Below are 12,406 nucleotides of genomic sequence, written 5' to 3'. Positions count from 1 at the left end.
TCGCACGTCAGCGCACCGTGTGCTGGCCCAGCGCCCACTGCACGTGTTCACGCACCAGCGGCGAGGGATCGTCGACGCGGGTGTGCAGGGCGGCAAGCGCGTCGGCCGAGGGCGGTGCATTACCCAGCGCCACGGCGATGTTGCGCAGCCAGCGCTCGTGGCCACTGCGCCGGATCGGGCTGCCTTCGGTGCGGCGCAGGAACTCGGCTTCATCCCAGGCGAACAGCTGGTCCAGCCGCGCGGTATCGAGGTTGTTGCGCGCGCGGAAATCGGCTTCGTCGGTACGCTTGGCGAACTTGTTCCAGGGGCAGACCAGCTGGCAGTCATCACAGCCGTAGATGCGGTTGCCGATCAACGGCCGCATCTCTTCGGGAATGGCGCCGTCGTGCTCGATGGTCAGGTAGGAGATACAGCGCCGCGCGTCCAGCCGCTGCGGGCCGGTGATGGCCTGGGTCGGGCAGACATCGATGCAGCGCGTGCAGGTACCGCAGTGTGCTGTGGCCGCTGCATCGATCGGCAGCGGGATATCGATGTAGATCTCGCCGATGAAGAACCAGGAGCCGCCATGGCGGTCGATCAGGCAGGTGTGCTTGCCGATCCAGCCCAGGCCGGCATTGCGCGCCAGTGCGCGTTCCAGCACGGGGGCGGAATCGACGAATACGCGGTAGCCCAGCGGTGCCACTTCATCGTTGATCTGCGTGGCCAGCTTCTGCAGGCGGTTACGCATCAGCTTGTGGTAGTCGCGACCCAAAGCGTAACGGGCCACGTAGGCGCGGCCCGGGTCGGCCAGGGTTGCCCAAGCTTCGGTGTCGTCCTTGTGGCTGTAGTCCATGCCCACCGAGAGCACCCGCACGGTGCCGGGCAGCAGTTCGGCCGGGCGCGCGCGCAGGGTGCCGTGGCGCGCCATCCAGTCCATCGTGCCGTACAGGCCCTGGCCCAGCCAGTCGGCCAGGTGCGCTTCATCCTCGCCCAGCTCGATGCCGGCGATGCCACAGCGCTGGAAGCCATGCGCACGGGCGAGTTCGCGGATGCGCTGCACGGCCTGGGCCGGATCGACAGGGGCGGGGACGGGGGACATGTGCACCAGTATAAAATCCCCGCATGGCCAACCTTGCCGATCTGTTCGATTCCGCTGCCGCGCGTGCGCTTGATGCGCAGGCCTCGGCGCTGGCCGCCGAGGGCGGTTGGGGCCTGATGGCACAGGCCGGCCAGGCCGCCTGGCAGTGCCTGCTGCAGCATTGGCCGCAGGCGCAGCGGATCGGCGTGGTGGTTGGTGCGGGCAACAACGGCGGCGACGGCCATGTGCTGGCCCGCCATGCGTTGCAGGCCGGACGTGAGGTGAGGGTGATCGCCTTGCCGGGGAAGCCACCGTCAACCGCGCTGGCACAGCGTGCAGCATCGGAATTCACATCCGACGGCGGCACCATCACCGATTTCGACGGCGCGCTTCCCGAGGCCGATATCTGGGTCGATGCCCTGTTCGGGCTGGGCTTCGATCGCGTGCCGGAGGGCGTGGCGCGGACGCTGATTGCCGCGCTCAACGCGCAGGCGGCACCGGTTCTGGCGCTGGACGTCCCCAGTGGCGTGGATGCCGACCGCGGCGCCGTACCGGGCGAGGCGGTGAGGGCGGCGCTGACCGTGCAGTTCATCGTGCCGCATCGCGGGCTGTACACCGGCGATGCGCTGGACCATTGCGGGCGGAAGGCGCTGGCGCCGCTGCAGCTACCCGCGGCCGCATGGCAGGGCGTGTCACCCGCTGCGCAGCTCTGGACGCAGGTGCGCCTGCCAGCCCTGCTGCCGCCGCGCCGCACCAATACCCACAAGGGCGAATCCGGGCACGTGCTGTGCGTCGGCGGCAACCATGGCAGCGGCGGCGCCATCGCCATGGCGGCTGAAGCGGCGTTGCGCGCGGGTGCTGGATTGCTGAGCCTGGGCACCCGCCGCGATCACGTTGGCCCGTTGCTGGCTCGGCTGCCCGAGGCCATGACCCATGCACTGGAAGATGGTGACGCGCTGCCGGCACTGCTGGACAAGGCCAGGGTGGTGGCGATCGGCCCCGGTCTGGGCCAGGACGAATGGGCGCGCGCACTGTTTGCGCGGGTGCTGGCCAGCGCCAGGCCACTGGTGGTCGATGCCGATGCACTGAACCTGCTGGCGCAGGATCCGCGCGCGCTGCCCGACGCCATCCTTACGCCACACCCGGGCGAGGCCGCGCGCCTGCTGGGTTGCAGCACGTCTGACATCCAGGCCGATCGCTTCACCTGCGCACAGGCACTGGCCGAGCGCTTCCACGCCGTGGTGGTGCTGAAGGGCGCCGGCAGCATCGTCGCAGCGCCGGGGCAACGGCCACGACTGATCGCGGCTGGCAATCCCGGCATGGCCGTGGGTGGCATGGGAGACCTGCTGACAGGCATCATCGCCAGCCTGCGTGGGCAAGGCCTGGCCGCCTTCGATGCCGCCGCCGCTGGTGCGCTGCTGCATGCGCTTGCCGGCGACGTCGCTGCCGCCGACGGCGCGCGCGGCCTGCTTCCAACTGATCTGCTGTCGCCGCTGCGGCGACTGGCCAACCCGGAACTTTCCCGATGATCGATTTCTTCCTTGCCGACAGCGATGCCACTGAACTGCTCGGGCAGTGGCTGGCCGCCACCCGACCGCCGCAGGCGCTGGTCGAACTGCGCGGCGACCTGGGCGCCGGCAAATCCACCGCCGCCCGCGCACTGCTGCGCGCACTGGGCGTGCAGGGGGCGATCCGCAGCCCGACCTACACCCTGGTCGAGCGCTATCCGCTGGCCAGCGGTGGCGAGGCCTGGCATCTGGATCTGTACCGGATCGGCCAGGCCGGCGAGCTCGATTTTCTCGGACTGGACGAGGGCAGCGCGGTGTTGTGGCTGGTGGAATGGCCGGAACGCGGCGCTGGCGCGCTGCCGCCGACCGACCTGGTGGTGGCGCTGGAGATCGAGGGGCAGGGGCGTCGCGTCCGTCTCACTGGAGCCAGCGACGTCGGACATGAATGGCTGGAACGGCTCCCCCAAGGGGGCGACTTGCAGGCCATTTCTGTCGGCTGACGAGAACAAACACCGGCAGGTTACGGATTATTAAGGAAAAAGGTGTTGCATTCCGTTCAGCGCGGTGATTGAATCCTGAGCCATGCGCCCGGGGAACCGTCTCATTGCCATCTGTGCCGCCGTCGGACTGAGTCTGGCGAGCGTCAGTGCGTGGGCCGGTGAAGTCCGTCAGGTCCTGCTGAATACCGGCGCCACCGGCACCCGTGCCGAGATCTCGCTGGTCGGCAGTGGAGGTTACAAGACCTTGTCGCTGGCCGGACCGAACCGCCTGGTGGTCGATTTCCCGGACTCCAGCGCCATACGCAACCTGAAGATGCCGGCCGCGCAGGGCGTGGTCACGGCGGTGCGTACCGGACAGCCGGTGCCGGGGACCTTCCGTGTCGTTTTCGACCTCGCTGAATCGGTGGCGCCGTTCCGCCCACAGATGCAGCGCGAAGGCAATGAATCCAAGCTGGTGATCGAATGGCCGGGCGATGGCCCGGCCGTGGCCGCCAGCCGCCCGCCAGCGACGCCGGCGGTGCAGCCGCAGGCACCGGTCAACACGCCCGCACCGACGCCGGCCGAGAGCGCGCAGTCGCGCAACGACGCCGCGCGCGCCACCGCGCTGTTGACCGCGCAGGTACAGCAGCAGGCCAGCGCCGCGGCTGCCACACCGGCCACTCCGACCCCGGCCCCGTCCACTGCACCGGCCCAGGTCGCGGCAGCGGGCACGGCTGCCAGCAGTACGCCGTCCGCATCGCCGGCTGCCATCCTTGCCGGCCAGCGTACCGCCGCCGTGGTAACCACGCCGCCGGCCACAGCGCCTGCACCGGTTCCGACCACGGTGGTGCCACCGCGTCCGGCCATGCCCAGCGATGCCTCGCGCATCCGCATGCAGGCTGGCATGCGCCACCTGGTGGTGGCCATCGATCCGGGCCACGGCGGCCAGGACCCCGGTGCGATCGGCCCGACCGGCAAGCGCGAGAAGGATGTGACCCTGGCCGTAGCGCGTGAGCTGGCCCGCCAGGTCAACGCGACGCCGGGCCTGAAGGCCTACCTGACCCGCGACAGCGACGTGTTCATTCCGCTGCCGATGCGCGCGCAGAAGGCGCGTGCGAACAAGGCCGACATCTTCATTTCGATCCATGCCGATGCGGCGGAAAACCGTTCGGCCACGGGCTCATCGGTGTACGTGCTGTCGACCAAGGGCGCTTCTTCGCAGCGCGCCCGCTGGCTGGCGGACAAGGAAAACGCGGCCGACCTGGTCGGTGGCGTGCGCCTGCAGCAGACCGAAGGCACGCTCGCCAACGTGCTGCTGGATCTGGCCCAGAGCGGCTACATGAAGGCGTCCGAGGACGCGGCCGGCCATGTGCTGGGCGGCCTGAAGCGGATCGGCAACAACCACAAGCCGAACATCGAGCGCGCCAACTTCGCGGTGCTGCGTACTTCGGACATGCCGGCGATGCTGGTGGAAACCGCGTTCATCTCCAATCCGGATGAAGAACGTCGCCTGATCGACCCGGCCTACCAGCGCAAGATCGCCGGTGCGGTACTGGACGGTGTGCACACGTTCTTCAGCCGTCAGCCGCCGCCGGGCACGTTGTATGCCGCCCGGGCCCAGGCCGAGATCGACGCCGCCGGCACCATGGCCGGCGGCAGCAAGTAACCCGCCGAAGGCGGGTTACTGCTTTCTGTAGAGTCGAGCGGCGCTCGACTGGGCCTTCCCGGTAGCCCGTCAGTCGAGCATGGCTCGACTCTACCCTCGGCCGCTCCGTTATCATCCCCGCATGACGTCTGCTACCCATCCGCGCCCGATCCGGCCGTTGCCGGAGATCCTCATCAACCAGATCGCCGCTGGCGAAGTGGTCGAACGTCCCGCGTCGGTGGTCAAGGAGCTGGTCGAGAACGCGATCGATGCCGGCGCCAGCCGCGTTGATATCGATCTTGAAGAGGGCGGTGTCCGCCTGATCCGCATCCGCGACAACGGCAGTGGCATCGCGCCGGAACAGCTGCCGCTGGCGGTATCGCGCCACGCCACCAGCAAGATCGCCGATCTGGACGATCTTGAATCGGTGGCCACGCTCGGTTTCCGGGGTGAAGCGCTGCCATCGATCGCCTCGGTCAGCCGCTTCACCCTGTCCTCGCGTCGCGCTCATGACGAACACGGTTCGGCATTGCAGATCGAAGGCGGCAAGATCGGCGAAGTGACGCCGCGCGCGCATGCGCCGGGCACCACGGTGGAAGTGCGCGAGCTGTTCTACAACGTACCGGCGCGGCGCAAGTTCCTGCGCGCCGAGCGCACCGAGCTGGGCCATATCGAAGAATGGCTGCGTTCGCTGGCGCTGGCGCGGCCGGATGTCGAACTGCGCGTCTCGCACAACGGCAAGGCCTCGCGTCGCTACAAGCCGGGCGATCTGTATTCCGACGCGCGATTGGCCGAAACGCTGGGCGAGGATTTCGCCAACCAGGCCGTTCGCGTCGACCACAGCGGTGCCGGCCTGCGCCTGCACGGCTGGATTGCGCAGCCGCATTATTCGCGCGCCAGCGCCGACCAGCAGTACCTGTACGTCAACGGCCGCTCGGTGCGCGACCGCAGCGTCGCCCATGCGGTGAAGATGGCCTATGGCGATGTGCTGTATCACGGCCGCCAACCGGCCTACGTGCTGTTCCTGGAGCTTGACCCGACCCGCGTCGACGTCAACGTGCACCCGGCCAAGCACGAGGTGCGCTTCCGCGACTCGCGGCTGGTGCATGATTTTGTCTACCGCACGCTGAAGGATGCGCTGGCCGATACCCGCGCCGGCATGTCGGTGCAGGACATCGGCGCCGGCTCCGCGCATCCGGTGGATGCAGGCGCGGCACCGATGCTCTCCAGTGCGGGTGCCTCCGGTTTCGGTCTGGTACGCGGTGCCGCACCGGGTGCCGGTTCGAGTGGTGGCGGTGGTGGATTCTCGGGTTGGCGCCCGCAGCAACCGCTGGGATTGCAGGTGGCCGATGCACCGGCGGCTTATGCCGCGCTGTATGCCGCACCGGCCGGCGCCGAACGCGGTGCTGCGCTGCCGCCGATGCCGACCGAGAACGGGCTGCCGGTCACCAGTGCCGACGCTGGCGTGCCACCACTGGGCTACGCGATCGCGCAGCTGCATGGCATCTACATCCTGGCCGAGAACGCCGAAGGCCTGATCGTGGTCGACATGCATGCGGCACACGAACGCATCGGTTACGAGCGGCTGAAGAACGCGCACGATGGCATCGGCCTGCAGTCGCAGCCGTTGCTGGTGCCGATCACGCTCGCAGTGGGCGAGCGCGAAGCCGACACCGCCGAGAATGAAAGTGAAACCCTGGCCGCACTCGGCTTCGAAGTGACCCGTGCCGGTCCCGGTGCGCTGCACGTGCGCAGCATTCCGGCGCTGCTGGCGCATGCCGAACCGGAAGGCCTGCTGCGCGACGTGCTGACCGACCTGCGCGAACACGGCCAGAGCCGGCGCGTGGCCAGTGCACGCGACGAACTGCTGTCGACCATGGCCTGCCATGGCGCGGTGCGCGCCAACCGGCGCCTGACCGTGCCGGAAATGAACGCGCTGCTGCGCGACATGGAAATCACCGAGCGGTCCGGCCAGTGCAACCACGGCCGACCGACCTGGGCCCGTTTTTCGCTGGCGGAGATCGACCGCTGGTTCCTGCGCGGACGTTGAGGGGAGCATCGATGCGTTATCGGGGAATGGGCGGCCTGCTGGCCGCTTTGGTGTTGGCCGCCTGCAGCCCGGCAACGCCGCCGGCACCAGCCTCGGCCGCGGAGGATCCGTCCTATGCCGCCGAGCAGCAGCAGTGGCGGGTGGCACGCTATCAGGACCTGACCCGGCCCGATGGCTGGACCGCGCTGGTCGGCCTGCACTGGCTGCAGAACAAATCCCACTTCGTCGGCAGCGGCGCGACCAATGGCATCCGCCTGGCGGTTGGGCCGGACAAGCTGGGCCTGCTGCGCCGTGAAGGCAGCCAATGGTGGTTCACGCCCGAAGCCGGTGTGGATGTCAGCCATGATGGCCAGCCGGTGCGCGGCCGCATCCGCATCGACACCGACAAGGATGCGCAGCCGACGCTGCTGGCTTTCGATGGCGGCAAAGGCCAGCTCAGCATCATCCGCCGCGGTCCGCGCGATGCGCTGCGGGTCAAGCACGCCGATGCGCCGGCACGTCGCGATTTCGGTGGGCTGGAGTACTGGCCGGGCGGCCCAGACTGGCAGGTGCAGGCGCGCTTCATCGCGCACCCGCCGGGCAAGACCCTGCCCATCGTCGACATCACCGGCCTGACCACCGAAATGCCCAATGCCGGCGCGGTCGAGTTCCAGCGCGATGGCCGCAGCTGGCGGCTGGAGGCGATCGGTGCGCCGGGGCAGCCGCTGTTCCTGATATTTGCCGACCGCACCAGTGGCCGTGGCAGCTATCCGGCCGGTCGCTATCTGGATACCGATGCCCCCGCTGCCGATGGCACCGTGCGCATCGATTTCAACCATGCCTACAACCCACCGTGTGCGTTCACCGCTTACGCGACCTGCCCGTTGGCGCCACCGGAAAACCGGTTGGACCTGCGCGTGGAAGCGGGCGAGAAGGCCTACCACCTGCCTGAAGGAGAAGGCTGATATGCCGATCAGATCCCTGTTGCGTGCCACCGTTCTGTTGGCGGCCTGTGCGCTGGCACCGCTGGTTGCGGCGCGTACCGTGCAAGCCGATACCGCTGGCGCAGCGGCGGCCAAGCCGCCGGTGCCGTTGCTGTGGAAAGTGACCGGCCCGGGTGACTCGCGCCTCTACCTGCTCGGTTCCTTCCACCTGCTGAAGCCGCAGGATTACCCGTTGTCGTCCGATGTCGAACAGGCGTTCGAAGCCTCGCAGCGGGTCGTGTTCGAACTGTCGCCGGAAGACATGCAGTCGCCACAGCTGGCCAGCCGCATGGTGCAGGCGGCGGTGCGCACCGATGGCAGCGAGCTCAAGCGCGATCTGGATGCTGCGACCTGGCAGAAGCTGCAGGTGTTCGCCACCGAAAACAAGCTGCCGCTGGCGCAGATGCAGGGGATGAAGCCGTGGTTTGTCGGCCTGAGCATTTCGGTCGGGCAGATGCAGAAGCTGGGCCTGGACCCGGCACTGGGCCTGGACCGTCACTTCATGGAGCGTGCGCAGAAGACCGGGCGCAAGACTGCGGGACTGGAAGACATCGACACCCAGATCGGCATGCTCGACGGAATGACGCTGCAGGAACAGCGTCAGATGCTGGCCGAAGCGCTGGACCAGGCCGGCAAGGCCGACGAGCAGGCACGCCAGCTGCACGACGCCTGGCGCCGCGGTGACGAGCGCGTGCTGTGGACCCGGATGGCGGCGGAAATGCGCCAGCAGTATCCGCAGCTGTATCAGCGCATCAATACCGGCCGCAATGACGCCTGGGTGCCGAAGCTGCTGCCGTACCTGCAGGCAGGGCAGGGCGGTACGCTGGTGGTGGTGGGCACGCTGCACCTGCTGGGCAACGACGGCGTGGTCGAGAAGCTGAAGGCGAAGGGGTACAAGGTCGAGCGCGTATGCACGGGGTGCAAGGCGAAACGCTGACGTATCGTTGGCGCGATGCCAAACAAAACGGCGCGCCAGGGGCGCGCCGTTTTTGTATCAGCCGTTGCAGCAGCTCAGCGGCGGGTCTTGCCGCCGGTGCCGGTGCCCGGTTCGTTCGGCTTGTTGCCGGTACCTGCGCCGGTTCCCGTTCCGGTGCCGCCCGGACGCGGGCCACCGAAGCCGGTGCCCATGTTGCGCTGGAATTCCTGCCACAACTCCAGGTTGCGCTCGGTCAGCTGGTTCATCATCGCCCACGGGGTCTGCCCCAGCAGGTTGCCCATCTGCTGGCGGAACTGCTGCTGCTGGTCGAGGAAGACCTGCATGCTGCGCTCCAGGTAGTTACCCATGAAGCCCTGCAGGGAATCGCCGTAGAAGCGGATCAGCTGGCTCAGCAGCTGGGTGGACAGCATCGGTTCGCCGTCCTGTTCCTGGTCGGCGATGATCTGCAGCAGGACCGATCGCGTGAGGTCGTCGCCGCTCTTGGCGTCGCGGACTTCGAAGTCTTCACCGTCCAGGATCAGCTGGCGCACGTCCTCGATGGTGATGTAGCTGGAGATCTCGGTGTCGTAGAGACGGCGGTTCGGATACTTCTTGATGATGCGGGTCGCAGCCATGAAGCGGTACTCGTCACAGTAGACGCGCAGCATGGCGCAGTGCAGCAGCCGTTGCAACCGCCTCAGCCCCCGCCAGGCTTGGCTTTCGGCGGCGATCATGTTGCGCAACAAGGGTTTGCGTGCTGCGCAGCATGACTCTTGGCAGGGGCCGGCGGCGTTCGCCGCGATGGCCCGCTGCGCGGCTTACCAACCCATATGGTGGCCGCCGTTGATGTCCAGGTTGCTACCGGTGATCCACGAGGCTTCATCGGCGACCAGGAACGAGACGCCGTAGGCGATTTCCTCCGGCTTGCCCAGGCGTCCGGTGGGGATGTCGGCGATGATCTTGGCACGCACCTCCTCCGGCACCGCCATCACCATGTCGGTAGCGACGTAGCCGGGCGAAATGGTATTAACGGTGATGCCGAAACCGGCGTTCTCGCGGGCCAGCGAGATGGTGAAGCCGTGCATGCCGGCCTTGGCCGCCGCGTAGTTGGCCTGACCGTACTGGCCCTTCAGGCCGTTGATCGAGCTGATCTGGATGACCCGGCCCCAGCCGCGGCGGCGCATGCCCTCGATGACCGGACGGGTGACGTTGAACACCGAATTGAGATTGGTGTTGATCACATCGTGCCACTGGTCCGCGCGCATGCGGTGGAAGGTGGTATCGCGGGTGATGCCGGCGTTGTTGACCAGGATCTCGACCGGACCCAGTTCGGTCTCGACGGCGCGCACCAGCGCTTCGGCGCTGTCCGGATCGGAGACATCGCCCGGGAAGATCGACACGCTGTAGCCGCGTTCGGTCATCGCCTGCTGCCAGGCGCGGGCCTTGGCCTCGTCGCGGTAGTTGGTGGCGACCCGGTGGCCCTGGTCGGCCAGGCGTTGGCAGATGGCGGTACCGATGCCGCCGGTTCCGCCGGTGACCAGTGCGACGCGAGATGTCATGGAGTGCTGTCCGGGTATCAGGTGGGGGAAGGGTGATTCTGCAACATCGGCGCGGAAAGTGCGCCGGCCGGCAACAGGATGTCGCTACGCGGCAACCGCGCCGGGTCGAAGGCCCGCCGAGCGGTAGCCAGCAGCGCGTCCAGATCGTGTGCTTGCGCCAGCGCCTCAGGGGCTTGGCCGAGCAGCTGCCAGAGCTGGCGCAGCACCGGCAGCGGGCGTGCGCTGTCCACCGGCAGCGCCGCCAGTGACTTGGACAGCTTGTGGCCCGGCGTATCCAGCAGCAGCGGCAGGTGCCAGTAGCGCGGCACCGCCAGACCCAGCGCCTGCTGCAGCAGGATCTGCCGTGCGGTGGAGTCGAGCAGGTCGGCACCGCGCACCACTTCGGTCACCCCCTGCGCGGCGTCATCGACCACCACCGCCAGCTGGTAGGCCCAGCAGCCATCGGCGCGGCGCAGCACGAAGTCGCCGACCTCGGCATGCACGTCCTGCTGCTGCGGGCCGCGCAGGCCATCGTCGAAGTGCACAAGGCTGCCGGGCGGCACGCGGAAGCGGACGGCCGGGTCCGGTCGTGGTTGCCGGGCGACGCAGCGGTGATGGATGCCGCCGCTGGCGGCAAGGTCGCTGCGGCTGCAGTGGCAGACAAAGGCCTGGTCGCTGGCGAGCAGTTCATCCAGCGCGGCCTGGTAAGCCTCGCCGCGCGTGCTCTGCCAGAGTATCGGGCCATCGTGCCCCAGGCCGAACGCGGCCAGCGCCTGCAGCTGTGATTCCGCCGCACCGGGCACGGTGCGCGGCGGGTCGACGTCTTCGACGCGCAGCCGCCACAGGCCGCCGTGATGGCGGGCGAGCAGCCAGCTGCCGAAGGCGGCGAGCAGGGATCCGGGGTGGAGCAGGCCGGTCGGCGAAGGGGCGAAACGGCCGCAGGGAATGGGGGAGGTCATGCTGGCTGAATCGTCGGTCAGGTTGGCGCTTGAATTCAAGCTGACCGCACCGCAAATTGATCGATATCGACCCCTTCCGAGCCGGAATTTCCCATGTTCACCCGTATTGCCCTCTTTCTAGCGACCAACCTTGCGGTGCTGATCCTGGCCAGCATCGTGATGTCCCTCCTGGGCGTGGACTCGCGCTCGATGAGCGGCCTGCTGGTCATGGCCGGCATCTTCGGCTTCGGTGGTTCCTTCATCTCGCTGCTGCTGTCCAAGTGGATGGCCAAGCGCTCCACCGGTGCGGTGGTGATCACCGAGCCGCGCAACCAGACCGAGCGCTGGCTGCTGGCTACCGTCGAGCGCCAGGCCAAGGCGGCCGGCATCGGCATGCCCGAAGTGGCCGTGTATGAAGGTCCGGAGATCAATGCCTTCGCCACCGGTGCCAACCGCAACAATGCGCTGGTCGCGGTGTCCACCGGCCTGCTGCACAACATGAGCGAAGACGAGGCCGAAGCGGTGCTGGGCCACGAGATCGCCCACGTCGCCAACGGTGACATGATCACCATGGCCCTGCTGCAGGGGGTGCTGAACACGTTCGTCATCGTGCTGGCGCGCGTTGTCGGCGGCATCATCGACAGCGCACTGTCGGGCAACCGCGAAGGCGGCGGCCGCGGCTTCGCCTACTACATCATCGTGTTCGTGCTGGAGATGGTGTTCGGCCTGTTCGCCACCATGATCTCGATGTGGTTCTCGCGCCATCGCGAGTTCCGCGCCGACGCAGGCGGTGCCTCGCTGGCCGGCCGCCAGAAGATGATCGCCGCGCTGGAGCGCCTGCAGCTCAACCACGGCCAGAGCACGCTGCCGACCCAGATCGCGGCGTTCGGTATTGCCGGTTCGACCGCGAAGAAGCTGTTCATGAGCCACCCGCCGCTGGAAGAGCGCATCGCCGCGCTGCGGGCGTCGACGGTGGCGTAAGCCTCCGTACTCCCACGGTAGCGCAGGAACGCCTGGCCTCGCGCCGGGCGTTTTTGTTTGTGCGCGCACGCATCGGTGGTGCCGGGCAGGGCCCGGCGAGAGTCATTTCCGCGACCGCGGAGGGGTGTCACTTTCTTTGCTCGTGCAAAGAAAGTAACCAAAGAAACACGCCGCCGGGGCGCGATCCGATGCTGCGCATCGGTTCCCTGCGCTTCTCGGCGAATCAGGGGGCGGCGCCGAACTCGCTTCGCTCAAACATCGGCGCCTCTTCGCCCTGATTCCCCTGCGATGCTCGGCTCGCTCAAGGCGGACTCAAGGTCAAATGCCACAGC

Annotated in this window: 11 protein-coding genes; 7 read left to right on the top strand and 4 right to left on the bottom strand. The window is 68.0% G+C overall.

Annotation, left to right across the window (positions count from 1 at the left end; genetic code table 11):
• Positions 1–7 precede the first annotated feature (7 nt).
• Complete coding sequence (gene queG / locus ACZLHH_RS16170; protein ID WP_180844521.1) at positions 8–1,078, bottom strand: tRNA epoxyqueuosine(34) reductase QueG; 1,071 nt, start codon at positions 1,076–1,078, stop codon at positions 8–10.
• A 23-nt stretch (positions 1,079–1,101) separates the two neighbouring features.
• On the opposite strand from queG, the gene ACZLHH_RS16165 reads away from it, so the two are divergent.
• The 6 genes from ACZLHH_RS16165 (at position 1,102) to ACZLHH_RS16140 (ending at position 8,638) form a co-directional block, all read left to right on the top strand.
• Positions 1,102–2,586 (top strand): NAD(P)H-hydrate dehydratase, encoded by a 1,485-nt coding sequence (locus tag ACZLHH_RS16165; RefSeq protein ID WP_180844520.1) that lies wholly within the window; start codon positions 1,102–1,104, stop codon positions 2,584–2,586.
• Complete coding sequence (gene tsaE, locus ACZLHH_RS16160; RefSeq protein WP_107431257.1) at positions 2,583–3,065, top strand: tRNA (adenosine(37)-N6)-threonylcarbamoyltransferase complex ATPase subunit type 1 TsaE; 483 nt, start codon at positions 2,583–2,585, stop codon at positions 3,063–3,065. Before ACZLHH_RS16165 ends, tsaE begins: the two co-directional genes overlap by 4 nt.
• A gap of 82 nt (positions 3,066–3,147) precedes the next feature.
• Complete coding sequence (locus tag ACZLHH_RS16155; RefSeq protein ID WP_032130507.1) at positions 3,148–4,710, top strand: N-acetylmuramoyl-L-alanine amidase; 1,563 nt, start codon at positions 3,148–3,150, stop codon at positions 4,708–4,710.
• 121 nt (positions 4,711–4,831) lie between these two features.
• Positions 4,832–6,739, top strand: coding sequence for a DNA mismatch repair endonuclease MutL (gene mutL, locus ACZLHH_RS16150; RefSeq protein ID WP_121505054.1), 1,908 nt, complete (start codon positions 4,832–4,834; stop codon positions 6,737–6,739).
• 11 nt (positions 6,740–6,750) lie between these two features.
• A complete protein-coding gene (locus ACZLHH_RS16145) occupies positions 6,751–7,683 on the top strand; it encodes a DUF1684 domain-containing protein (protein ID WP_049401240.1) in 933 nt (310 codons plus the stop codon).
• Position 7,684: 1 nt separating this feature from the next.
• Positions 7,685–8,638, top strand: a complete 954-nt coding sequence (locus ACZLHH_RS16140) for a TraB/GumN family protein (protein ID WP_132810515.1) — start codon at positions 7,685–7,687, stop codon at positions 8,636–8,638.
• Between the two features lie 74 nt (positions 8,639–8,712).
• Here the strand turns inward: ACZLHH_RS16140 and phaR are convergent, their stop codons facing one another.
• From phaR to gluQRS, 3 genes are all read right to left on the bottom strand, one after another.
• Positions 8,713–9,252: a polyhydroxyalkanoate synthesis repressor PhaR gene (phaR, locus tag ACZLHH_RS16135; protein ID WP_032130258.1), complete on the bottom strand. Its 540-nt coding sequence runs from the start codon at positions 9,250–9,252 to the stop codon at positions 8,713–8,715.
• Positions 9,253–9,435: 183 nt separating this feature from the next.
• Complete coding sequence (gene phbB / locus ACZLHH_RS16130) at positions 9,436–10,176, bottom strand: acetoacetyl-CoA reductase (protein WP_032130254.1); 741 nt, start codon at positions 10,174–10,176, stop codon at positions 9,436–9,438.
• Between the two features lie 17 nt (positions 10,177–10,193).
• Positions 10,194–11,114, bottom strand: coding sequence for a tRNA glutamyl-Q(34) synthetase GluQRS (gene gluQRS, locus ACZLHH_RS16125; RefSeq protein ID WP_049463080.1), 921 nt, complete (start codon positions 11,112–11,114; stop codon positions 10,194–10,196).
• A 93-nt stretch (positions 11,115–11,207) separates the two neighbouring features.
• Between gluQRS and htpX the strand changes: the two genes are divergently transcribed.
• Complete coding sequence (htpX, locus tag ACZLHH_RS16120) at positions 11,208–12,074, top strand: protease HtpX (protein WP_049401243.1); 867 nt, start codon at positions 11,208–11,210, stop codon at positions 12,072–12,074.
• The last annotated feature ends 332 nt before the right edge of the window (positions 12,075–12,406 follow it).

Source organism: Stenotrophomonas sp. 28608_Sma (assembly GCF_056486185.1).
Note: the sequence above shows the minus strand (reverse complement) of the source record. Positions and strands in the feature narration are given on the sequence as shown.